13 protein-coding genes are annotated in these 24,181 nt (G+C 63.8%); 8 read left to right on the forward strand and 5 right to left on the reverse strand.

The window, feature by feature from the left end:
* Window positions 1-19 precede the first annotated feature (19 nt).
* Window positions 20-1,981: a 4-alpha-glucanotransferase gene (malQ, locus tag IVB27_RS08290; RefSeq protein WP_247442802.1), complete on the reverse strand. Its 1,962-nt coding sequence runs from the start codon at window positions 1,979-1,981 to the stop codon at window positions 20-22.
* 204 nt (window positions 1,982-2,185) lie between these two features.
* Between malQ and IVB27_RS08295 the strand changes: the two genes are divergently transcribed.
* From IVB27_RS08295 to treY, 6 genes are read left to right on the forward strand one after another with little or no spacing between them, the layout of a single operon-like run.
* Complete coding sequence (locus tag IVB27_RS08295; RefSeq protein ID WP_247442806.1) at window positions 2,186-4,132, forward strand: maltotransferase domain-containing protein; 1,947 nt, start codon at window positions 2,186-2,188, stop codon at window positions 4,130-4,132.
* A gap of 11 nt (window positions 4,133-4,143) precedes the next feature.
* Window positions 4,144-7,437 carry a maltose alpha-D-glucosyltransferase gene (gene treS, locus IVB27_RS08300; protein ID WP_247442807.1) on the forward strand — a complete coding sequence of 1,098 codons (3,294 nt, stop codon included), beginning with the start codon at window positions 4,144-4,146 and terminating at the stop codon, window positions 7,435-7,437.
* Window positions 7,430-9,568 (forward strand): 1,4-alpha-glucan branching protein GlgB, encoded by a 2,139-nt coding sequence (glgB, locus tag IVB27_RS08305; RefSeq protein WP_247442816.1) that lies wholly within the window; start codon window positions 7,430-7,432, stop codon window positions 9,566-9,568. Before treS ends, glgB begins: the two co-directional genes overlap by 8 nt.
* Before the next feature lie 3 nt (window positions 9,569-9,571).
* A complete protein-coding gene (gene glgX, locus IVB27_RS08310) occupies window positions 9,572-11,650 on the forward strand; it encodes a glycogen debranching protein GlgX (protein WP_247442818.1) in 2,079 nt (692 codons plus the stop codon).
* On the forward strand, window positions 11,647-13,401 hold the full coding sequence (treZ, locus tag IVB27_RS08315) for a malto-oligosyltrehalose trehalohydrolase (RefSeq protein WP_247442819.1): 1,755 nt from the start codon (window positions 11,647-11,649) through the stop codon (window positions 13,399-13,401). The genes glgX and treZ overlap by 4 nt, the downstream gene beginning before the upstream one ends.
* Before the next feature lies 1 nt (window position 13,402).
* Window positions 13,403-16,189: a malto-oligosyltrehalose synthase gene (gene treY / locus IVB27_RS08320; protein ID WP_247442821.1), complete on the forward strand. Its 2,787-nt coding sequence runs from the start codon at window positions 13,403-13,405 to the stop codon at window positions 16,187-16,189.
* A gap of 3 nt (window positions 16,190-16,192) precedes the next feature.
* Here treY and IVB27_RS08325 read toward each other — a convergent pair whose 3' ends face one another.
* Window positions 16,193-16,510 carry a polyhydroxyalkanoic acid system family protein gene (locus tag IVB27_RS08325; protein WP_247442824.1) on the reverse strand — a complete coding sequence of 106 codons (318 nt, stop codon included), beginning with the start codon at window positions 16,508-16,510 and terminating at the stop codon, window positions 16,193-16,195.
* A 183-nt stretch (window positions 16,511-16,693) separates the two neighbouring features.
* Between IVB27_RS08325 and IVB27_RS08330 the strand changes: the two genes are divergently transcribed.
* Window positions 16,694-16,858, forward strand: coding sequence for a DUF3309 family protein (locus IVB27_RS08330; RefSeq protein WP_007595743.1), 165 nt, complete (start codon window positions 16,694-16,696; stop codon window positions 16,856-16,858).
* 97 nt (window positions 16,859-16,955) lie between these two features.
* On the opposite strand, the gene ligD is transcribed toward IVB27_RS08330, so the two are convergent.
* On the reverse strand, window positions 16,956-19,619 hold the full coding sequence (gene ligD / locus IVB27_RS08335) for a DNA ligase D (RefSeq protein ID WP_247442826.1): 2,664 nt from the start codon (window positions 19,617-19,619) through the stop codon (window positions 16,956-16,958).
* A 118-nt stretch (window positions 19,620-19,737) separates the two neighbouring features.
* On the opposite strand from ligD, the gene ku reads away from it, so the two are divergent.
* Entirely contained in the window at window positions 19,738-20,622 is an 885-nt protein-coding gene (ku, locus tag IVB27_RS08340; RefSeq protein WP_247442828.1) for a non-homologous end joining protein Ku, read from the forward strand.
* Window positions 20,623-20,759: 137 nt separating this feature from the next.
* Here ku and IVB27_RS08345 read toward each other — a convergent pair whose 3' ends face one another.
* Together IVB27_RS08345 and IVB27_RS08350 are read right to left on the reverse strand one after the other, a co-directional pair.
* Entirely contained in the window at window positions 20,760-21,449 is a 690-nt protein-coding gene (locus tag IVB27_RS08345) for a response regulator (RefSeq protein ID WP_247442830.1), read from the reverse strand.
* Window positions 21,446-24,169: a DUF4118 domain-containing protein gene (locus tag IVB27_RS08350; protein WP_247442831.1), complete on the reverse strand. Its 2,724-nt coding sequence runs from the start codon at window positions 24,167-24,169 to the stop codon at window positions 21,446-21,448. The genes IVB27_RS08345 and IVB27_RS08350 overlap by 4 nt, the downstream gene beginning before the upstream one ends.
* Window positions 24,170-24,181: the final 12 nt, after the last annotated feature.

Consider the following 24,181-nt stretch of genomic DNA (forward strand, 5'->3'; position numbering starts at 1 on the left):
TTTCGGAAATCCTCAGCAATCAACGCCCGCCGGGCAACGAGCGTTCCCGTGTCGCGGCCTTCAAAGCTGCGAGATCGACCTTCGAGGCGATCTTGTCGAGCGCAACCGGCAGGCGCTGGCGCCAGTTCGGATGCTCGTCGATCGTGCCGGGAATGTTGGGCTGATCGATCACGCCGAGCAGGTCCTCCAGCGACACTGCGAGCAGCCGCGACGGCGTGCGCGACAGGAAGGCGAGCACCGAATAAAGGTCGTTGGCGTTGATGCCGTTCTGGCGCAGGATGTCGTCGAGCTTGCCGAGCGCATCCCAGCGCGCCTTCTCGTCCTCGCCGGGTTCGAGCCCGAGCGAGAGCTTCATCCTGAGATCGCTGAAGGAGCGCCAGCCGGCATAGGTGCACAGATCATGCGTGTTCAGCGTGACCAGCGCGTTGGGCCGGTAGTGATCGGTGTTGCGGAAATGGCCGGCATCGTCGCGCTCGAACATCATGACGAGATAGGACCAGATGCCGAAATCCTGCATGGTCTCGCGGAATCCTTCCGGCACGGTGCCGAGGTCCTCGCCGATCACGATGCATTTGTTCGCCGCGCTTTCACGCACCACGGCGCCAAGCAGCGCCTCGAACGGCATCTGCACATAGGCGCCATTATCCGGCTTGAAACCGCGCGGCACCAGATAAAGCCGCTTCAGCCCCAGCACGTGATCGAGGCGGATGGCCCCGGCATGCCGCATCGAAGCGGCCAGCATGTCGGCGAACGGCACGAAGGACTGAGCCTCCAGGCCACCGGCATTGAAGCCGGCAAGGCCCCAGTCCTGGCCGACGGTGTTGAGCACGTCAGGCGGCGCACCGACCGCGAGATGGCGCGAGATCGCCATCTGCTCGTTCCAGGCATCGAAGCCGTTGGACTGCACGCCGACGGCGACGTCGAGATAGAGGCCCACGCGCATGCCAAGTTGGCCGGCTAGTTCCTTGGCGGCATGCAACTGGCTATCGGCGGTCCATTGGACGAATTCAACGAACTCGACGTCGTGCTTGTCGGGGCCGTTGCGCAGTCGGGCGCATTTCGCCTCGTCCGGCTGCTGCCATTCCACCGGCCATTCCCACCACGGCGCCGTGAAGCGATGGCGTAGCACCTCGAAGCAGGCAAAACGGGACAACAGCGGCGCGCGCGCCGCGCGGAAGGCGTCGAACTGGTTGCGGCGGACACCGCTGGCGCTTTTCAGAAAGCTGTCGAAGGCCGCGCGCAAGGCCAACCACTTCAAGGCCGCCATGGCCGCATAGGGCACACGATCGCCTTCACGGAGCCGCGCGGCGGTCGCGGCCGCGTCGGGGACGAGATCGCCGGAAAATTCCGGGATGGCCTCGACATCGATATAGAGCGGATTGAGAAACAGCCGGCTGTTCGGCGAATAGGGGCTGCAATCGGCCGGATGGTCGTCGAACAACACATGCAGAGGATTAAGCCCGACCCCGTCGGCCCCCAACTGCTTGGCGAGCCGGACGAGATCGGCAAGATCAGTGAAATCACCGATGCCCCAATTGCGGTCGGAGCGGACGCTGTAGAGTTGCACAGCAAGCAGCCAGCCGCGGTCGAAATCGCCACCAAAGGCCCGCTCGGGCGCCACGATCATCGGCACCTCTTCGCTCACGCCTTCGGCATCGGTCAGCGTCAGACGGTGATAGCCGAGCGGCAGACCGGCGGGCCATGCAATCACGGGCTCGCGCGCCTCGCCTTGCGCGATCAAATTGCCATTGCCGGTCATCGTCCATTTGAGCGGCGGTGCACCGATCGTCACCAATTCGGTGCGCGGATGGCCCAAGGCGCGCACCACCACGGGTCCGCTAACGAAGCGATAGACCCGCTTCTCCGGCAGGGCGTCGAGGATGGATTTGAGGGCCACGGGATCGGTGATCCGCAGCTTTCCGAGGGCATCGACGAATTCGGACTGAACGCCCTTGATCTGGGCTTGAGCTAAAAGATCCATTCGGCACGCAGTTGGCAGGCCAGATTTTGGCCGGGGGTATTGATTTTAACGAGGCAGTGGAAGACGTTAGTCAGGCTTAACTCACAAACCGCGCTAGCCGTTCCCGAGGGAACTAATGACACCCAACCGGCTTTCTATATAGGTATCAAGCGTAGGTTCCCGACAAGGGAAACGGGCTCCTGCTTTCTTGTCAATGGCATCACCGTGAACAAGACAATTCAAACTGTCGAGAGTGCCGCAGCCGGCAGCGCTTTCCTCATCGAAGACGTCTATCCCTTGATCGATGGCGGCCGCTTCCCCGTGAAGCGGATCGCGCGCGAACCGGTCGAGGTCTGGGCCGACATCTACCGCGACGGCGACGCCGTGATCGGCGCAGCGCTGATCTGGCGGCAAGAGCAGGACCGCGAATGGCGGAGCGAGCCGATGATCCCTCACGGCAATGACCGCTGGTCCGGCGCGTTCACACCGGTTGAGCCTGGCAAATATGTCTATGCGATCGAAGCCTGGACCGACGAGTTCGCGACGTGGTCGCACGGGGTTGCGCGCAAGCAGCGCTCTGGTGCCGATGTCAGCCTCGATGCGATCGAGGGCGCCGGCCTTCTGACCAAGGCGCATGGCGCGCGGCAGGACGCCGCGGCTGTCATCGTCAGGCAATGCGAGGACTATCTTCAGACCGGCGACGTTGCCCCGCTGCTGGCAACTGAACTCGGCGAAGCCATGGCCGAGAGCCAATCGCGGCCCGACCTCACCCGCTCGGCGCCCTTCCCGCTCATCATCGACCGCGACAAGGCGCGCTTTGGCGCCTGGTATCAGATGATGCCGCGCAGCCAGAGCCAAATTCCAGGCCGGCACGGCACGCTCCGCGACTGCATCGCGCGGGTGCCCGACATCGCGGCGATGGGCTTCGACGTGCTCTATTTCACTCCGATCCACCCCATTGGCCGCACCCGCCGCAAGGGCCGCAACAACGCGCCGGTAGCGACCGAAGGCGATCCCGGCTCACCTTATGCGATCGGCACCATCGAGGGGGGGCACGATGCGCTGCATCCGGAGCTCGGCACGATCGAGGATTTCCGCGCGCTGGTCGCGACCTGCCTGGAATACGGCCTCGAGCTCGCGCTCGACTTCGCCGTGCAATGCTCGCCGGACCATCCCTGGCTGACGCAACATCCGGAATGGTTCAAATGGCGGCCGGACCGCTCGGTGCGGACGGCTGAGGGGCCCTATTCCGATATCGTCATCCCCGATTTCACGTCCGTCGATCGGGCCGGACTGTGGAACGCGTTTCGCGACGCCATGCTGTTCTGGATCGACCACGGTGTCACCATCTTTGCCATCGACAATCACGACACCGCGCCGCTTGCTTTCTGGGAGTGGCTGATCCGCGATATCCGCCGCCGGCACCCCGAGGTGATCCTGTTCTCCAAGACGTTCGCGCGACCGAAGCTGATGAAGGGCCTCGCCAAGCTCGGCTTTGCGCAGTCCTTCAGCTATTTCCCGTGGCGCACGGCGAATTGGGAGCTGGAGCAATATCTCGGCGAGCTGACGCGCTATCCCGAACGTGACTTCTATCGGCCGAACCTGTTCGTGAGCACGCCCGACCTGCTGCCATATCATCTCCAGGGCGGCGAGACCTGGGCGTTCAAATCGCGCGTCGCGCTGGCCGCGACATTGTCCGGCAGTTACGGCGTCTACAGCGGGTTCGAATTGCTGGAGCACGACGCGATCCCCGGCCGCGAGGAATATCTCGACTCCGAGAAATACCAGATCAGGCAGCGCGACTGGGACAAGCCCGGCAACATTAAACCGTACATCACGGAGCTAAATCGTATCCGCAACGAAAACGTAGCCCTTCAGCAGACGGCGAACCTGCGCTTCCTCGGCATTGAGGACGGCGACACGATTGCTTTTGCCAAGGAGGCCACCGATCCCGCCAATACCGTCATTGCCGCGATCGCGCTCTCGCGCAATGCACGCGAGTTCTGGTTGCCGCTCGGCGACCTCGCCATCGATGTCGGCGGCGAGCGCCGCCATGTCACCGGACTCGAAAATCTCCTCACCGGCGAACAGTCCCGCATCGAATGGGGCGGGATCAAGTTGCGTATCGATCCCGACCGCGATCCGGCGCTGCTGTTCCGCTGCCTGGCGTAAAGGCGCACGCCATGAACGTATTGTCTTCCGTCGACACCAAGAAAGCCGAGGCTGCCGGGATCGTGGATGAGCTCTGGTACAAGGACGCCGTTATCTACCAGCTTCACGTCAAGGCGTTTGCCGACAGCAACAATGACGGCATCGGCGACTTCGCCGGGCTGACCGAGAAGCTGCCCTATCTCCAGGAGCTCGGCGTCACCGCGCTCTGGCTGCTGCCGTTCTATCCCTCGCCCGGCCGCGACGACGGCTACGACATTGGCGACTACGGCTCGATCAATCCCGATTTCGGGACGATGAAAGATTTCAAGCGCTTCATCCAGGAGGCGCAGAAGCGCGGCTTGCGCGTCATTACCGAACTCGTCGTCAACCACACCTCGGACCAGCACAATTGGTTCAAGCGTGCGCGCCGCAGCCCGGCAGGCTCGAGCGCCCGCAATTGGTATGTCTGGAGCGACACCGATCAGAAATACCAGGGTACGCGGATCATTTTCACCGATACCGAGAAATCCAACTGGACCTGGGATCCCGAGGCCGGCGCGTTCTACTGGCACCGCTTCTTCTCGCACCAGCCGGATCTCAATTTCGACAATCCGCGCGTCGTCAGCGCGCTCATCCAGGTGATGAAGCGCTGGCTCGATGCCGGCGTCGATGGCTTCCGGCTCGATGCCATCCCTTATCTCTGCGAGCGCGAGGGCACCTCGAACGAGAACCTTCCCGAGACGCATTCAATCATCAAGCGCCTGCGCAAGGAATTGGACGCCTATTCCAAGGGCAAGTTGCTGCTGGCCGAGGCCAATCAATGGCCGGAGGACGTGCAGGAATATTTCGGACGTGGCGACGAATGCCACATGGCCTACCACTTCCCGCTGATGCCGCGCATCTACATGGCGATCGCGCAAGAAGACCGCTTTCCGATCACAGACATACTGCGACAGACGCCGGACATTCCCTCAAGCTGCCAGTGGGCGCTGTTCCTGCGAAACCATGACGAGCTGACGCTGGAAATGGTCACCGACGTCGAACGCGATTATCTGTGGTCGACCTACGCCAATGATCCGCGCGCCCGCATCAATGTCGGCATCCGCCGGCGCCTTGCGCCGCTGATGGACAACGACCGGCGCAAGATCGAGCTGATGAACTCGCTGCTGTTGTCCTTCCCTGGTACGCCGATCATCTATTACGGCGACGAGATCGGGATGGGCGACAACATCTATCTCGGCGACCGCAACGGCGTGCGCACGCCGATGCAGTGGAGCCCGGACCGCAATGGCGGCTTCTCACGCGCTGATCCGGCCCGCCTTTACGCGCCGCCGATCATGGATCCCGTCTATGGCTATGAGTCCGTGAACGTGGAAGCGCAGTCGCGCAGCCTTTCGTCGCAGCTCAACGCCACCAAACGGTTGATCTCGGTGCGCAAGTCCACGCTCGCCTTCGGCCGCGGGACCATGACCTTCATCCGCCCGACCAACCGCGCTGTGCTGGCCTATGTCCGGCAGTACCGCGACGAGGTGATCCTCTGCGTCGCGAACCTCTCGCGCGCCGCGCAGGCAACCGAGCTCGATCTGTCGCCGTGGAAGGACCGCATCCCGCAGGAGATGCTCGGCCGCACGCGTTTTCCGGCGATCGGCGAACTGCCCTACATGGTCACGCTGGGGCCCTATGGCTTCTACTGGTTCCAGCTCACCGAGCGCGACAAGTCCGAGCCGGTGACGCCGCGCGCGGTGCCGGAATTCGAAACGCTGGTGGTACCTGTCAATTCGACCTGGGTCTCTCTGGCACGCGAACGCGGAATGTTCGAGCGCGATGTGCTGCCGGGCTTCCTGTCACGGACGCGGTGGTATCCAGAAAACAATCCCAAGCACATTAAGCCCACGCTGACATCGGCGGTGCCGTTCTGCGACATCGGCGACAACAGGCCCTGGATCGCGTTCTTCGAAGCGACCCGACACGATGTGACCACCCGCTACGTCATACCGATGCAGATTGAGTGGGTGCGCTTCGATCGCGAACGCTTCAACCCGAAGGCGCTCGCCGCCGTGCGCCAGGGTGCCCGCGAAGGCACGCTGCTCGACGTCGCGACAGAGCAGATCTTCATCGGTCTGTTCCTGCGCAATCTGTCGCAGAACCTGGTGGTGGAAGAGAACAATCTGCGGCTGGAGTTCAAGGCGACCAGCAGGTTTGCCGACTACACCATCAAGGAGCCCGAACGCATCCGCACGGTCGAGCAGTCGAACAGCACCGCGCTGGTCGACAACCAGTATGTCGCCAAGATCTATCGCCGGCTTGAAAGCGGCATCAATCCCGAGATCGAGATCGGCTCCTACCTCACCGAAATCGCCCGCTTTGCCAATACGCCGGCACTGCTCGGCAACGTCGAACTGGTCGAAGGCGATAGTCGCAGCGCGGTAGGCGTGCTGCACGCCTATGTCGAGAACCAGGGCGATGGCTGGGCCGTCACCGCGGGCTATCTCGACCGCTATATCGACGAGCAAAGGGTGCTGCCACCGGGCGAGATGCTCCGCGAGACCCAGGAGCAAGCGCCATATCTGCACTTCATAGCGCAGATCGGCCGGCGGCTCGCCGAGCTGCATGTGGCTCTGGCGGCCGCAAAGCCCGACGATCTCGCGCCGGAGCTGATCCGCTCCGCACACGTCGAGCGCTGGACATCCGACCTGACGAGACGGGCCGAGCGCGTTCTCGAGCGGCTGGCCGACACTCGCGGCGGCCTGCGAGAGGCGGACCGGCCGCTGATCGATCAGCTCGTGGCGATGCGTGCGTCCCTGTCCGGCCGGCTGAATGCGCTATTGCCTTCCGAGATCGGCGGGTTGAACATCCGTCATCATGGCGACTTCCGCCTCGGGCAAACGCTGATCGTAAAGGACGATATCTTCATCATCGACTTCGACGGAGATCCGCGTTTGCCGCTGGCCGACAAGCGGCGCAAGCTGCCTGCCGCGCGCGACGTCGCCGGCCTGATCCGCTCGATTGATCTTTCGGTTAACGCGGCGCTCAACCGCGCGCTCACGGGCGCCTCCGACGAGCAGGGCCGGCTTACGGCCGCGCTCGGCGAATGGCGCGAGCGCGCCACTGCGACGTTCCTCAACGCCTACCGCGAGGCCACGACGGATCGGCGGCTGTGGCCAGTGGATCGGCAATCCGCGGCAGGCCTGTTAAGTTTTTTCCTGCTTGATCAAGCGTTCGACGAAGTAGAGTACGAGCTGTCCCACCGGCCTGAGGGGCTCCATGCGCCGCTGTCCGGACTGCTTCGCATTCTGTCCAGCACCGAGAGCGAAGCCCATGCCTAAACTCCCTGCCGAGGCCTATGCGATCATCGAGGGCCGCCACTCCGACCCCTTCCACTATCTCGGGCTGCATCCCGAGGGCGGCAAGAGTGTCGTGCGCGCGTTTCTCCCCGAAGCCTCCAATGTCGAGGCGGTCAGCGAGCATGGCGAGGTGGCCCGGCTCGACCGCGTCCACGATGCCGGCCTGTTCATCGGCAGCCTGCCGAATGGCTCGAAGCACTACCAGCTCCGCGTCAAATTCGGCGACAGCGTCGTCGAATTCGAGGACGCCTACCGCTTTCCGCCGATCCTGTCCGATTTCGATCTCTATCTGCTCGGCGAAGGCACCCACCAGCGCCTTTACGACAAGCTCGGCGCGCATCCGATGCGGCTCGAAGATATCGATGGCATCGGCTTCGTAGTGCTGGCGCCGAATGCACGGCGCGTCTCCGTGGTCGGCGATTTCAATTTCTGGGACGGGCGGCGCCATCCGATGCGGGTGCGCGGCGCAGGTTATTGGGAGTTATTCATCCCGCACGCCAAGGCCGGCGACCACTACAAGTTCGAAATTATCGGACCCCATGGCCATCTACTCCCGCTGAAGTCCGATCCGATGGCGTTTGCAAGCGAGGTGCGGCCGAAGACGGCTTCCATCGTGTTCGACGAGGCGCATCTGCCGCGGCCGCGACCAGCACCCGACGGCATCAACGCATTGTCGGCGCCGATGTCGATCTACGAGGTCCATCTCGGCTCGTGGCGGCGCAAGAACGGAGATGAATGGCTGACCTATCGGGAGCTGGCCGAGCAGCTGCCGGCCTACGCCCGTGACATGGGCTTCACTCATCTCGAATTTCTCCCCGTCAGCGAGCATCCTTTCGACGGCTCATGGGGCTACCAGCCGACCGGCCTGTATGCGCCGACCAGCCGCTTCGGCACGCCGGAGGATTTTGCCGCACTGGTCGATGCCTGCCACCGCGAGGGCGTCGGCGTGCTGCTCGACTGGGTGCCTGGGCACTTCCCGGACGATCCGCACGGGCTCGGCAGTTTTGACGGCACAGCGCTGTACGAGCACGCCAATCCGCTCCAGGGCCGTCACCTCGATTGGGGCACGCTGATCTACAATTACGGCCGCACCGAAGTGACGAACTTCCTGGTGTCGAACGCGCTGTTCTGGCTCGAGCGTTACGCTATCGATGGCTTGCGCGTTGATGCGGTCGCATCCATGCTCTACCTCGACTACAGCCGCCCGCCCGGCGCGTGGATTCCGAATCAGCATGGCGGCCGGGAGAACATCGAGGCGATCGCGTTCCTGCGCCGCTTCAACACCGAGCTGTTCGCGCGTTTCCCGCAGGCGACCACGGCCGCCGAAGAGTCCACCGCATGGCCGCAGGTCTCGCGCCCGGTCGAATTCGGCGGGCTCGGCTTCGGCTACAAGTGGAACATGGGTTGGATGCACGACACGCTGAACTACATCAGCAAGGATCCGATCCACCGCAAGCATCATCACGGCGACATTCTGTTCGGCCTGCACTATGCCTTCTCGGAAAACTTCGTCCTGCCGCTGTCGCATGACGAGGTCGTGCACGGCAAGCGCTCGATCCTGGGCCGCATGCCCGGCGACGAATGGCAGCGCTTTGCGAATCTGCGCGCCTATTACAGCTTCATGTTCGGCCATCCCGGCAAGAAGCTGCTGTTCATGGGTGCCGAGATCGCGCAAAGCCGCGAATGGAATCACGACCAATCGCTCGACTGGCACTTGCTCGAGCACAAGACTCATTCCGGCATCCAGGCGCTGATCCGCGACCTCAACCGGCTCTATCGCGCGGTGCCCGCTCTGCACCAGATGGACTGCGAGCCGGCCGGTTTCGAATGGCTGATCACCGACGACGCCAACCGCAACGTGTTCGCTTGGCTGCGCAAGGGATTTGACGAGCACGCCCGGTGCATGGTGATCGTCAACTTCTCACCCAACGTCTATCGCAACTACCGCGTTCGCGCGCCCTTCGGCGGCAAGTGGAAGGAAGTGTTCAACTCGGACTCCGCCCACTACGGCGGCAGTAATGTCGGCAACATCGGCGAAGTCCATGCTGTCGATGGCGAGCTCCGCCTCACCATTCCGCCGCTCGCCGGGATCTTCCTCGTTCCGGAAAGCTGAACGATGCGCCTGACTGCTGGATCGCCCGCACGCCTCGGCGCAAGCTGGGACGGACGCGGCACCAATTTCGCGCTGTTCTCCGCCAACGCGCAGAAGGTCGAGCTGTGCCTGTTCGACACGCAAGGCCGCCGCGAACTCGAGCGCATCGAGCTGCCGGAGCGCACCGAGGACGTCTGGCACGGCTATCTCAACGACGTTTCGCCCGGCCAGCTCTACGGCTACCGCGTGCATGGCCCCTACGAGCCCGAGCAGGGGCATCGCTTCAACGCCAACAAGCTGCTGCTCGACCCCTATGCCAAGCGGCTTTCCGGGCGGCTGGTCTGGAGTGACGCGCATTTCGCCTATCGCACCGGAAGCCCGCGTGAAGATCTCTCCTTCGACCGGCGCGACAACGCGCGCGGCATGCCGAAGGGCGTCGTGGTCGACGAGACCTTCAACTGGGGCCGCCGCGAGATCCGGCCCAACATCCCCTGGGAAGATACCATCATCTACGAGGCTCACATCAAGGGCCTGACGCAGAAGCGCAACGACGTGCCGCCGAATTTGCGCGGCACCTATGGCGGGCTGTCGTCGCCGGCGATGATCGAGCATCTGAAGAAGCTCGGCGTCACCACGGTCGAGCTCCTGCCGATCCACGCGTTCATCGACGACCGCATCCTGGTGGAGAAGAAGCTAGCCAATTACTGGGGCTACAACACGCTGTCCTTTTTCGCGCCCGAGGCGCGCTATGCTCAGGACAACGCGCTCGACTCATTTCGCACCACGATTGCACGCCTGCACGATGCCGGCATCGAGGTGATGCTCGACGTCGTCTACAACCACACTGCCGAGGGCAATCACCTCGGCCCGACGCTGTGCTATCGCGGCATCGACAACGCCTCCTATTACTGGCTGAACCGCGAAAACCCGCGCTATTACGACGATTTCACCGGCTGCGGCTCGTCGGTCAACCTCACCCACCCGCGCGTGCTGCAGATGGTGATGGATTCGCTGCGCTACTGGGTCGAGGTCTGCCACGTCGACGGCTTCCGTTTCGACCTCGCCACCACGCTGGCGCGCGGGCCGAACGGTTATGATCGCGGCAGCTCGTTCCTCACCGCGATCCGGCAGGATCCGGTGCTGGCGAGCGTCAAGCTCGTCGCCGAACCCTGGGATCTCGGCCTCGGCGGCTACCAGGTCGGTGCATTTCCCTCGCAATGGTCGGAGTGGAACGACCGTTACCGCAGCGCCATGCGCCGCTACTGGAGCGGCGAAGGCAGCCTGATCGGCGACATCTCCAGCCGCATGACGGCGTCCTCCGACTTGTTCAACCACGACGGACGGCGGCCGCGCGCCAGCATCAACCACATCACCGTCCATGACGGTTTCACGCTTGCCGATCTCTTCAGCTACAATGAGAAGCACAACGAGGCCAATGGCGAGGACAACCGCGACGGCTCCAACGACAACCATAGCAACAATTGCGGTGTCGAGGGCCCGACCGACGATCCCCAAATCCTCAGCTTGCGCCGGCAGCTTCGCAAGAACGTGCTGGCCTGCCTGATGCTGGCGCAGGGCATTCCGCTGATCCTCGCCGGCGACGAGGTCGGCAATTCGCAATCGGGCAACAACAACGCCTATTGCCAGGACAACGAGGTCGGCTGGGTCGGCTGGGACAATCTCGGCAAGGACGGCGACGGCATGGTCGATTTCGTCGCCGAACTCGCCGATATCCGCCGCCGGTTCTCGCAGCTTCGTAGCCATCGCTGGCTCGACGGCCGCCCTAAAGACGGCATCTCCTACGGCGCGCTGTGGCTGACGCCCGCCGGCGACGAAATGACGGAAAGCGACTGGAAATTCCCGGAAGGGCGGTTTCTTTCCTATGTGATGGGGCCGATGGAACCGCGCAGCGCCGCGATCTTTATCGTACTGAACGCCGCCCCCGAAGAGATCGCATTCAAATTGCCAAAAATGACCGAATACAAGAGCTGGCAGCAGATCCTGAACACGACCGAGGCCAAGCTGAACACGATCGACTTCCAGCCCGGGAGCGCCAGCAAGGCGCCGCCGCGCTCCGTGCTCGCTTTCGCGGGGGCGCTATGAGGCCATCCTTCGGGGCGAGGCTGACCAAGGACAGCGTGTCGTTCCGGCTGTGGGCGCCCGCCGCGCGCCGTGTCGATCTCCTGCTCGACGGACGACACGCGATGCAGCGCCGGCAGGATGGCTGGTATGTCGCCGACATTGTCGGCCTGGCCGTTGGCAGCACCTACAAATTCAGGATCGACGACGAGATCGACGTGCCCGATCCGGCGTCTGCATTCCAGCCCGAAGACGTGTTCGGCCCGAGCGAAGTGATCGATCACGATGCCTTCGCCTGGCGCGCGCGCGATTGGCGCGGCCGCCCCTGGGAGGAGACTGTGCTGATCGAGACGCATGTCGGCACCTTCACTGCTGAAGGCACCTATCGTGCCATGATCGACAAGCTCGATCATCTCGTCGCAACCGGGATCACCGCGGTCGAGCTGATGCCGCTGGCCGATTTCGCCGGCCGCCGCGGCTGGGGTTATGACGGCGTGCTGTGGTACGCACCCGACAGCGCCTATGGCCGCCCCGATGATTTGAAGACGCTGATCGACCAAGCACATCTGCGCGGGCTGATGGTATTACTCGACGTCGTCTACAATCATTTCGGTCCCGAGGGGAATTACCTCGGCCGCTATGCGCCGGCCTTCTTCACCGATGCGCACACGCCATGGGGCAGTGCGATCGATTATCGCGTGCCGCAGGTTCGCGCTTTCGCCGTCGAGAACGCACTGTCATGGCTCACCGACTACCGCTTCGACGGCCTGAGGCTCGATGCCGCCAATCACATCATGGCCCCCCCCGGCGAGCAATCGATGCTGCAAGACCTCAGCATCGCCGCAGGCGAGCTTGCCAAGGCAACGGGACGGCACATCCATGTCGTGCTGGAGAACGGCGATAACCGCGCGAGCCTGCTCGACGCCGCGCAGGAGCCCCCGAACGGCAAATATCGCGGACAGTGGAACGACGACTACCACCACGTCTGGCACGTGATGCTGACTGGTGAGCTCGCCGGCTATTACGCGGACTATCAAACGCCGCGCCTCGATCTCGCACGCGCGCTTGCATCCGGCTTCGTCTATCAGGGCGAAATCTCGGAATTCTGGGGCAAGAAGCCGCGCGGCGAAAAAAGCGGCGAGCTGCCGCCGGCGACCTTCGTCAACTTCCTGCAAAACCATGACCAGATCGGCAACAGGCCGCTGGGCGAGCGACTCGAGAGCCTGGCATCGCCCAGGCAGATCGAAGCCGCACTCGCCGTGACCTTGCTCGCGCCGATGGTGCCGATGCTGTTTCAGGGCGAGGAGTGGGGCTGCACCGCGCCCTTCCCGTTCTTCTGCGATTTCCAGGGCAGCCTTGCCGATGCCGTGCGCGCGGGGCGCAAGCAGGAGTACGCCTGGGCTTACGAAAAATACGGCGACGAGGTGCCCGACCCGCTCGATCCGGCAACGCTGCAAGCGGCCGTGCTTGACTGGACCGGCCACACGCCGGAACAGGACGCACGTCTCGCGCTGGTGCGGGAGCTGCTCGCGCTTCGTCACAAAGAGATCGCGCCACGACTGAAAGATGCGCGCTTCGGTGATGCCGCCGTAGCCGATAGCGGCCTGCTCACCGCACATTGGCGCATGGGAGATGGCGCGACGTTGCGTCTGGTCGCCAATCTGTCCGACAAACACATCGCATACTCCAACGGCAGTGCGGGCACCCCGATCTGGGGCGGCGCGGCCGGCGACAAGCTTCCGCCTTGGTCGGTGGTCTGGCGTCTCGGAGGTTGAGATGCCTCCAGCCATTCCTCTCGCAACCTACCGGCTTCAGCTCACCGCGGATTTCGACTTCGACAAGGCCGCCGCGGTGGTACCCTATCTAAAGGCGCTGGGAATTACGCATCTCTACACCTCGCCGGTGATGAAAGCCCGCAAGGGCTCGACGCACGGCTATGACACCGTCGATCACAGCCAGCTTAATCCGGAGCTCGGCGGCGAGGCCGGATTCGCGCGACTGAGCGAGGCGCTGACGCAGAACGACCTAGGCCTCATCATCGATTTCGTGCCGAACCATGTCGGCGTCCACTTTGCCGACAATCCCTGGTGGCTGGACGTGCTGGAATGGGGCCAGACTTCGCCGCACGCAGTTTCCTTCGACATCGACTGGGATCTGCTGCCCTACCGCGCCCGCGACGGCGTGCTGCTGCCGATCCTCGGCGCCTCCTATGGCGAGGCACTGGAGCGCGGCGAGATCGAGCTGCGCTACGATTCCGAAGAAGGCAGCTTCTCGGCCTGGTATTTCGAGCACCGCCTGCCGATCGCGCCGGAGCGCTATGGCGAAATGCTGCGGATGATCGTGAAGGAGGCGGACGCCGCCGAGGCCGAGGCCGGCAAGCGCCTGCTGTCGCTGGCGGCACGCTACACGGGACTGCGCCGCCCCAACCGCAAGGAAGCGCCCGGTTTCAAGGCGGAGCTCAAGGAGATCGCAGGCAGCGCCGACCTCGTCGCGCGCGGTCTCGGCGCCTATCGTGCCGCCAAGGACCGCCCCGCGCAGACGCTGGCGCTGCATCACCTGCTGGAACGTCAGCACTACAAGCTCGGGCACTGGCGGCTTGCCTCCAGCGACATCAACTATCGCCGCTTCTTCGACGTTAACGGGCTCGCCGGCCTGCGCGTCGAGGACCCCGGCACGTTCGCCGCCACGCACCGACTGGTGAAGCAACTCATTGCCGAGGGCAGACTGCAGGGCATCCGCCTCGATCACATCGACGGCCTGCGCGACCCCGCGCAATACTGTCAGCGGCTGCGCCGGCTGGTGCGCGACGCGCAGGGCACCACGAAGCCGTTCTATATGGTGATCGAGAAGATCCTGTGCGAGCACGAGCGTCTGCCGCATCTCGCCGGCATCCAGGGCACCACCGGCTATGAGTGGATGAACGCCATCACTCACGTTTTGGTCGACGCCAGGGGGCTTGAGGCCCTGGACGAAACCTGGCGCCAGATCAGCAACCGGCCGCCGCGGCTCGCGCCTTACGTCAAGGACGCCAAAAGGCGCGTGCTGGAGACGCTGCTGACCAGCGAATTCACGGTTCTGACGCGCCTGCTTGCGCGCATCGCCAATGGGCACTACTCGACCCGCGACTTTTCCGCCGACAGCCTGCGGCAGGCGCTCGAGCTCTATGTGCTGCATTTCCCGGTGTACCGCACCTACCTGATGACAAGTGCGCCGACGGCGAACGATCGCAAGCTGATCGACGACACCATTGAGCACGCTCGCCGGGAATGGTTCGCTGCGGACGACGGCATCTTCGACTTCCTGCGCGACGCGCTCACCATGGACCTGCTCAAGCCTGGCCGTCCCCCGCACAGCGCCCCGCGGGTGCGCCGCTTTGCGCTGAAGGTGCAGCAGTTCACCGGGCCGATGATGGCAAAGTCGCTGGAGGACACCGCGTTCTATCAATTCCACCGGCTGCTCGCCCTGAACGAGGTCGGCGGCGATCCCGCGAGCAAGGGTCTCACCATTCCCGCTTTCCACGAGACCATGCAGGCTCGCGCCAGAGAATGGCCGCAAGGGATGACGGCGACCGCCACGCATGACACCAAACGTGGCGAGGACGCCCGAGCGCGGATCGCGGCCCTGAGTGAGATTCCCGGCGAATGGACCAGCGCCGTGGCACGCTGGAAAGTCCTGAACGCACCGCACATTGCGCTCGACGGCAATCTGCGGGCCCCGTCGGCGACGTTCGAATACATGCTCTACCAGACCCTGCTCGGCGCCTGGTCACTCCGGGAGCCGGCCGACGCCGGTTTCGTCGAGCGTATCCAGGCCTATGCGCTCAAGGCCGCGCGCGAGGGCAAGGAGGAGACGAGCTGGCTCAACCCGCATGAGGCGTATGAGAACGGCGTCAAGAGCTTCATCGCGAAGATCCTCGATCCGGCGCTGTCTGGCGAATTCCTGGAGGCGCTGCAAACCCTGGCGCGCCGCGTCGCGCTGCTCGGCGCGCTGAACGCGCTGAGCCAGCTCACGCTCAAGGCGACCTTGCCCGGCGTCCCGGACTTCTACCAGGGTACCGAATTTTGGGACCTGTCGCTGGTCGATCCCGACAACCGACGTCCGGTGGATTTTTCCGCGCGGCACGCGGCGCTTGGCATGCTGGACAATCCGGACTGGAATCATCTGATCAAGAGCTGGCCGGATGGCCAGCTCAAGCTGGCCTGGACGCGGCACCTCCTCAAGCTGCGCAACGAACTCCCTGACGTCTTCGCGCGAGGCGATTACCAGCCGCTTCAGGTTCGGGGCGCGCACGCCGACCATGTCGTGGCCTTTGCCCGCCGCCACGGCCGCGCCGCGGCGATCGTCGTGGTCGGGCGCCAGTTCGCACCCTTCACGCAAGCAGGACGCGAATGGCCGATGCTCGATGGGTTCGACGCTGCCATCGACGTCACGGGCTACCACGTGCCGGGTCTCGCGGGCAACGATCTGCTGCTCGCGCAGGCGCTTGGCAATTTTCCCGCTTCTGTCATCTCGGCCCGCGCCGCGGGTGCGGCGAGGCCGATGCGACCGCGCGCCCGCGCGTGAACGCTAGCTTTTTTCGTCTTTGCCCAGCAGCAGCTGGCCGCGCTTGCGGATCGTGGCCTGCGCCATCTCGGCAAAGCGCTGCAACAGCCAGGGCAGCACCACCTGCACCTTGACGTGATCGTCGGCGACATCGACCTGGCCGCTCGCGATCTGCCCCAGCGCTCGGATGCGAAAATTCATGCTGTCGCCGCTCCAGCGCTCCTCCTCGACCTGCATCACCGGAATGCTGGCCGCGGCGCGGCCGAGCCCGGTCTTGAGCCGGCGCACCGCCTCCTCGCGGCCGAGACGGTGCGGAATGGAGACGACAAGCGGTGCTGACATGGCCCTGCCCTGTAAGTGACTGATCCTCACATAGTCATGCCGGCCGGTGGGTCAAAGGTTCCATGCAAGCTGGCCGTGCAACCACTGTTTCATCGGGGGAACTTTAAAACCTGCGGCAAGTTGCCCTCGCACAACGGGACAGGTTGCAAACGACCCTTTCAAGAAGGGCTGGAGGAGATTCGCATGTCTATCGGTACGATCATTCTGATCATTTTGGTTATCGCCCTGCTCGGCGGCTTCAGCGGCATCGGCGGCGGTCCGTTTTACGGCACCGGCTATTATGGCGGCGGCGGCCTCGGACTTGTCATCGTCATCCTGCTGATCTTGCTATTGCTGGGACGGATTTAGCCGCTCTTGCGGGGTGGGTTAGCCGAAGGCGTAACCCACCATTGCTTCCGTGAATGCTGAACGAAGTAGGGTGGGCTACGCCTTCGGCTACCCCACCCTACTTCACTTTCCCCGCGAGCTTCTTGATCGCCGCCTTGATCGACGCGGCTGCAGCATCGTAGCCATCCCACGCCTTTGATCGCGTCAGCAATCCGGGTACCGTCCGCACCGTGTAGCGCTTCGGATCGAGATCGCTCTTTACCTGCGCCCACGTGACGGGCATCGACACGGTTGCACCATCTCGTGCGCGGGGGGAGAGCGGCGCCACCGCCGTCGACATCCGATCGTTGCGCAGATAGTCCAGAAAAATCTTCCCGTCGCGCAGCTTCTTCGACATGTTGAGCAGATAGCGCTCGGGCTCGTCACCCGCCATCCATTGGCAGACCCCTTGCGCGAACGCCTTTGCCTCCTTCCAGCTCACCTTGTCCCGTGCGCCGTGGAGCAGCGGCACGACCACATGCAGGCCTTTGCCGCCGGTGGTTTTGCAAAAACTCTCCATGCCGACATCGGTGAGGCGCTGCCGCATCTCCTTGGCCGCATCGACGACCTCGGGAAAATCAACATCCGGCGCCGGATCGAGATCGAACACCAGCCGGCCCGGCGTGTCATAAGAACCTGGCGCACAATTCCAGGGATGCAGCTCGACGCCACCGATCTGCGCCACGGCCGCGAGCCCCTCGACACGATCGATCTGCAGATAGGGCTTGCGATCGCCTGAAACCTTGGCGAGTTCGATCAGGTTCGAGGTGCCCTGCATGGCGTGGCGCTGGAAGAACTTCTCACCGCCAATGCCATCAGGCGCACGCACGATTGAGCAGGGACGGCCCTTGATATGCTCGATCATCCAGGAACCGATCGCCTCGAAATAGCGCGCGAGATCGAGTTTCGTCACGCCCTTGCCGTCGCCGCCGTCCGGCCACAACTCCTTGTCCGGCTTGGAGAGCACGACGCCCATCACTTCGGCACCGCCGCTTGCCTTCCGCCGGGCGGCAGGCCTGGGTCTGCCCCGTGACCTGGTGGAAGGCTCGGCAAGCTCGGTATCGGCGGGCGTTTCGGCTTCGACCTCCTCCGCCGGCTTGTCCTGCCGCAGACCCTTGAAGGCGGCCTGGCGGATATTGCCGTCGGCGGTGAAGCCGGCGAACTCGATTTCGGCCACGAGCTCCGGCTTCAGCCAGTGCACCTCGCCCGTCTTTTTCGGCGCATTCTTGCCGCCGAAGGGGCTTTGCTTGGCCTCCATGGCCTTCAACGACGGCATGATGCGCTTGACCTTGTCGGCGCCGAAGCCGGTGCCGACCATGCCGACGAAGGCGAGATGATCACCTCGGTGCACGCCGGCCATCAGCGAGCGGAATTTGCCGTTGGTGGTCTTCCAGCCGCCGATCACGACCTCATGGCCGGCGCGGCATTTGGCCTTGGTCCAGCTTTCTGTCCGCCCCGAACGGTAAGGCGCATCGAGCTTCTTCGACACCACGCCTTCGAGCTCGAGCTTGCAGGCCGATTGCAGCACCGCATCGCCGCCGCTTTCGAAATGCTCGACATAACGAATCTGGCTTGATTTCTTCTTGCGTGCTTCCAGCAGTTCCTTGAGGAGGTCTTTCCGTTCACCGAGCGGCAGGCGGCGATAATCGAGTCCCTCGGTGAACAGGAGATCGAAGGCGAAGAAGATGAGATCTTCGGTCTTGCCGTCCGATAGTGCTGCCTGGAGCGAGGAGAAGTTCGGCGCACCATTATGGTCGAGCGCGACGATCTCGCCGTCGATCATCACGTCCGGCAGCGCGCTTGCTTCCTTCGCAATACTTGCGAATTTTCCGGTCCAGTCGAGGCCCTTGCGCGTCTTCAACGTCGCCTCGCCGCCTTCGACCCGAAGCTGCACGCGGTAGCCGTCGAACTTGATCTCGTGACACCAGCCATCGCCACCCGGCGGGCGCTCGACCGACGTGCAGAGCTGCGGCGCCACGAAATCCGGTATCTCCGCCGCCTTCTTCGCGGTCGCGGCTTTCTTCTTTGCCGTGCCGGTCTTCAACGCCGCGCGCGGCGCCGGCTTGACCGTGCGCCCTTTCGCTTCTTCGACCCGATTGGACTGCCAGACCGCGTCGGCCTTGGCATTGGCGCCCTTCGCCAGCATGAACGGTCTTGGCGCGCGTCCCTTGCCTCCGGCGATCTGATCCATCGCGCGGCCGGAGGCGACCGACTTGTCCTCCTCGAGAATGTCGTTGTCTGCGCCCTCACGGACATGTTCGTCGCGGTGCTTGATCAGGAGCCAATTGGTGCGCTTCCCGCCGGTGCGGTCGTTGCGCATGCGCACCAGCACCCAGCTGCCGTGCAGCTTCTCGCCATGCAACGTGAACTTGAGGTCGCCCTTCTTGAACCCGCGTTCGGGATCCTCGGATTCCCAGGTACCGCGGTCCCACAGCATGACCGTGCCGCCGCCATACTGGCCCTCCGGGATCGTGCCCTCGAAGTCACCATAGTCGAGCGGGTGGTCCTCGACCTCGACGGCCAGCCTCTTGTCGTGCGGGTCGAGCGAGGGCCCTTTCGTCACCGCCCAGGACTTGAAGACGCCGTCGAACTCGAGCCGTAGATCGTAGTGCAGTCGCGTCGCATCGTGCTTCTGGATCACGAAGCGTCGCTGCTTCGAGGGCACCGCTGCCGTTTTGCCCGACGGCTCCGGTGTCTTCTCGAAATCACGTTTCTGTCGATACTTAGAGAGCTTTTGCAGCACGACTGATCCCGGATTCTCTTTTGGCGTGAAAGCCTATCACGGCCCACAACCCACCCGGAACCAAAACCCCACGGGACGGTTGGGGTTCCAAAATGACTCGAAGACGCTGGAGAACGGAATGGCCCCGCGCGCCTATTGGAAGGGAACGTTGAAGCTCTCGCTGGTCAGTTGCCCCGTTGTGCTTTATCCGGCGACCACCGCGGCCGAGAAGACGCGGTTTCACATGATCAACCGCGAGACCGGCAACCGATTGAAGCAGCAGATGATCGACGCCGAGACCGGCGACGTCGTCGAGAGCGATCAGAAAGGACGCGGCTACGAGCTACGCAAGGGCAAATATGTCGAGATCGAGCCGGAGGAGCTCGAAGCGGTCCAGATCGGGAGCAACCACACCATCGACATCGAAAGCTTCGTGCCGAGCGACGAGATCGACCAGCGCTATCTCAACCATCCCTATTATGTCGCGCCCGACGGAAAGGCTGCGATCGACGCCTTTGCCGTGATCCGCGATGCCATGAAGGACCAGGACCGCGTGGCGCTCGCCAAGATCGTGCTCACCAATCGCGAGCATATCATCGCGATCGAGCCGCTTGGCAAGGGCCTGCTCGGCACCACCCTGCGCTTCCCGTACGAGCTGCGCGACGAGGGCCAGTTCTTCGACGACATCAAGAGCCCGAAGATCACCAAGGACATGGTGGAGCTCGCCGGCCATATCCTCCAGACCAAGACGGCCCATTTCGACCCCAGCAAGTTCAAGGACGAATACGAGAACGCGCTAAAGGCACTGGTGAGGCGCAAGGCCAGCGGCAAGACAATCGAACTGCCGGAGCCTGAGGAGAAGCCGAGCAACGTCGTCAACCTGATGGATGCGCTGAAGCAGAGCTTGAAGGGACGCGGCGGGAAGAAGACGTCGGGAAAGTCTCATGCCCGCCGCACGAGGGGACGGCAACGTGGCGCGAAGAAGACGCAAAGGGCCGCGGCGGGGCGTCGCAAGGCGGGTTGATTTACTCCGTCATTGCGAGCGTAGCGAAGCAATCCAGAACCTTTCCCGAGAGACAGTCTGGATTGCTTCGCTGCGCTCGCAATGACGATGCTGATGGAGGCTCGCGCCACAATCTCCGTCGTGGCTGCCGCAAGCAGCTAATCCCCCGCCCTTAGCCGATACCCGATCCCGGTCTCCGTCAGCACATATTGCGGCCGTTCAGGATCGGCCTCGATCTTCTGGCGGAGCTGGCGGACATAGACGCGCAGGTATTGCGCATCCGTCAGTTCGTCCCAGAGCTCCCTAAGCAGGAAGCGATGGGTCAGCACCTTGCCGGCATGCTGCACCAGCACGCGCAGGAGATCGTATTCTTTCGGCGACAGTTTGACGTCCCGCTCGCCGACCTTGACGATGCGGCGCACCAGATCGACGGAGAGGTCAGCAGTGCGGAACACCGGGCGCTCGCCCTGGACCTGAAGCTGGTGCCGCAGCGCGGCGCGCAGACGTGCCAGGAGTTCGTCCATACCGAACGGTTTGGTCAGGTAATCGTCGGCGCCGAGATCGAGCGCCTGTACCTTGCCGGCCTCGTCGCCGCGGCTCGACAGCACCACGATCGGCACAGCTTCATTGCGGGCCCGGATGGTGCGCAGCAGCTCATGGCCCTGGATGTCGGGCAGGCCAAGATCAAGAATGATCAGCGCGGGTTCTTCGACAAGCTTTTCCAACGCCATCTTGCCGTTCGACGCCTCCAGGATTTCATAGCCTTGCGTCGAGAGTCCCATCCGCAGCAACTTGCGGATCGGCGGCTCGTCGTCGATGACCAGCACCTTGATCGGGGCAGCGCTCATGCGGCGGTGTCCAATGCCTGGGTCTGGGCCGGAATGGGCAGACGGATGGTCAGAACCGCGCCGTTCCGGTCGTTGCGATTCGCGGCCGAGATCGTGCCCCGCATCGCTTCGACGAAGCCGCGGGAGATGGCGAGCCCGAGCCCGGTGCCGGGACGGACACGATCCCCCTTCTGTGCGCGATAGAACTTGTCGAAGACGCTCTCGAGCTCCTCGGGCGGAATGCCGTCGCCCTCGTCGGCAATCTGGAGCACCACGTGATCGCTGTCGCGTCGGCTGCGGATCGAGACCGTCGTGTCGGGCGGTGAATATTTGGCGGCGTTGTCGAGCAGGTTGAACAGCACCTGCTCGAACAGCACCGCATCGAGCTGGAGCATAGGAAGATCTGCGGCCAACACCAGTTCGACCTTGTGGGCGGTGAGGATCTTGGCTGCACGCCGCAGCGCGCTGCCGACGATCTCGCCGAGATCGTGCAACGCGGTGTTGGGCACGATGGCGCCGGATTCAAGCTTGGTCATGTCGAGCAGATTGGCAATGAAGCGGTTGAGCCGTTCGGATTCGTCGATCACCGTGGCAAGCAGGTCGCGCTTCTCGGTGTCGGAGAGCGCGCTGGCGAGATCGCGCATGGTCGAGGCCGCACCTAGCACGGATGCGAGCGGCGTCTTCAAATCATGCGAGATCGAGGTCAACAATGCAGAACGCAACCGCTCGGATTCGACGGTGCGCTTGACGCGATCGACGTCCTCAACCAGCAGCACGCGCTCGATCGCCAGCGCACCCTGGTCGACCAGCGCATCGAGCAGGCGGCGCTGGTCCGGGGTCAGCAACGGGCCGGTGCGGTCGTTGTCGATGCCGATGACGCCGATCGGGCCGCGCCCGGTGCGCATCGGCAGGAACAGCCGTTTTGCGCCCGGCAACGTGTCCGAGCCGCGGCCTGCGGGGCGGTCGTTGCTGCAGGCCCAGTTGGCGGCGGCCAGGTCAGCCTGATCGAGATCATCCTCGGGCGGATAGCCTGATTTCACTGTGAGCAGGCCTTCCTCCGGCAGCAGCAGCACCACGCGGACTTTCAGCATCAGCGCGATTTGGTAGGCGGTCGTCCACAGCACGTCGTCGAGCGTGCCGGTGCCGGCGAGCTTGCGGCTGAAAGCGTAGAGCTGCTCGGTGGTCCTGATGCGGCCGATCGCGGTGTCAGCCTGGGTGCGGACCCGCCCGGCGACATTCGACACCACGAACGCAATCAGCATGAAGAAGAAGAACGCCGCGACATTGGTCGGATCGGTGATCGTGAAGGTATAGACCGGCGGCAGAAAGAAGAAATTGTAGGAAAGCGACGCCGCGACACTCGCAAGCAACGACGGCCACAATCCGTGGCGCACGGCAACGGTCACCACGGCGCTGAGGAACATCAGGTCAACGTTTTCGATACCGACATACGGCTTGATGGCGACGGCGGCAGCAAGACCAAGCGCGGTGATCCCGAGTGCCTTCAGATAGGGCCGGGCATCGAACGGGTCTGATCGCGCTGCCGTCTGCACCGCCGTCTTCGGCGCCGGCTCGCTCGCGAGCTCGTCGCCGGGAATAACGTGAACGCTGATATTGCCGGACCGGCGCACCAGATCATGCACGACGGAGCCGCGCGTCATCTCGAACCAGCGCGAGCGCGTCGACTTGCCGATCACGATCTGGGTGACGTTGTTGCCCTGCGCGAAGTTGACGACGTCGTCCGCGAGGCGGCGGCCGACGCCTGGAATCGTCAGCGCCTCGCCACCGAGCGATTCCGCGAGCCGGAGCGTGTCGGCCAGCCGATCGCGCTGCTCATCCGACAATTGCAGGGACCGCCGCGTCTCGATCGAAACCGCGGTGAACGGCGCGTGCAGCCGGTCGGCGAGCCGTTTGGTGTAACGCACGAGGCCAGCCGCGCGCGGATCTTCGCTGACGCAGACGAGGATGCGCTCGCTGGCGGCCCAGGGGCCCGAGATCGCATTCGCCTGCATGTGACTGAGAAGTTGCTCGTCGACCCGTTCGGCCGTGCGCCGCAAAGCGAGCTCGCGCAGCGCGGTGAGGTTGCCCGGCGAGAAATAATGCTCCAGCGCCCGCTCCGCCTGCTTGGGAACATAGACTTTGCCTTCCTTCAGGCGCTGGATCAAATCGTCGGGCGTGAGATCGATCAGCTCGATCGCGTCGGCGCGGTCGAATATGGAATCCGGCACTGTCTCGCGCACCCGCACATGGGTGATCTGGGCAACGACGTCGTTCAGGCTCTCGATGTGCTGGATGTTGACGGCGGTATAGACGTCGATGCCGTGTGACAGCAACTCCTCGACGTCGAGATAGCGCTTGGGATGGCGGCAAAGGGGACCGTTGGTGTGGGCGAGTTCGTCGACCAGCGCGATTTTCGGCCGGCGCGCGATCACGGCATCGAGGTCCATCTCCTCGACCATCTGGCCGCGATAGTCGAGCTTCTTGCGCGGGATCACCTCCAGTCCACGCACCAGCGCCTCGGTCTCGACGCGGCCATGGGTCTCGACGAAGCCGACCACGACATCGATGCCAGCCTTGCGCCTGGCATGTGCGCTTTGCAGCATCTCATAGGTCTTTCCGACGCCGGGAGCGGCGCCGACGAAGATCTTCAGCTTGCCGCTCGCACTCTCCTCCCTGCGCGCTGCTTCCAGCAGCGCCTCGGGCGACGGACGTTGTTCGGGATCGCGGCGCTCTCGGACCATGGTGCCAGTATA

The organism is Bradyrhizobium sp. 197 (assembly GCF_023073375.1).
Taxonomy (GTDB): Bacteria; Pseudomonadota; Alphaproteobacteria; order Rhizobiales; family Xanthobacteraceae; genus Bradyrhizobium.

Bases quoted from the DNA above. Each gene is read 5' to 3' on its own strand.
- treS (WP_247442807.1), top strand. From the start codon at position 4,144: ATGAACGTATTGTCTTCCGTCGACACCAAGAAAGCCGAGGCTGCCGGG.
- ku (WP_247442828.1), top strand. From the start codon at position 19,738: ATGGCCCCGCGCGCCTATTGGAAGGGAACGTTGAAGCTCTCGCTGGTC.
- IVB27_RS08345 (WP_247442830.1), bottom strand. From the start codon at position 21,449: ATGAGCGCTGCCCCGATCAAGGTGCTGGTCATCGACGACGAGCCGCCG.
- IVB27_RS08325 (WP_247442824.1), bottom strand. From the start codon at position 16,510: ATGTCAGCACCGCTTGTCGTCTCCATTCCGCACCGTCTCGGCCGCGAG.
- treY (WP_247442821.1), top strand. From the start codon at position 13,403: ATGCCTCCAGCCATTCCTCTCGCAACCTACCGGCTTCAGCTCACCGCG.
- treZ (WP_247442819.1), top strand. From the start codon at position 11,647: ATGAGGCCATCCTTCGGGGCGAGGCTGACCAAGGACAGCGTGTCGTTC.
- IVB27_RS08330 (WP_007595743.1), top strand. From the start codon at position 16,694: ATGTCTATCGGTACGATCATTCTGATCATTTTGGTTATCGCCCTGCTC.
- malQ (WP_247442802.1), bottom strand. From the start codon at position 1,981: ATGGATCTTTTAGCTCAAGCCCAGATCAAGGGCGTTCAGTCCGAATTC.
- glgX (WP_247442818.1), top strand. From the start codon at position 9,572: ATGCGCCTGACTGCTGGATCGCCCGCACGCCTCGGCGCAAGCTGGGAC.
- IVB27_RS08350 (WP_247442831.1), bottom strand. From the start codon at position 24,169: ATGGTCCGAGAGCGCCGCGATCCCGAACAACGTCCGTCGCCCGAGGCG.
- glgB (WP_247442816.1), top strand. From the start codon at position 7,430: ATGCCTAAACTCCCTGCCGAGGCCTATGCGATCATCGAGGGCCGCCAC.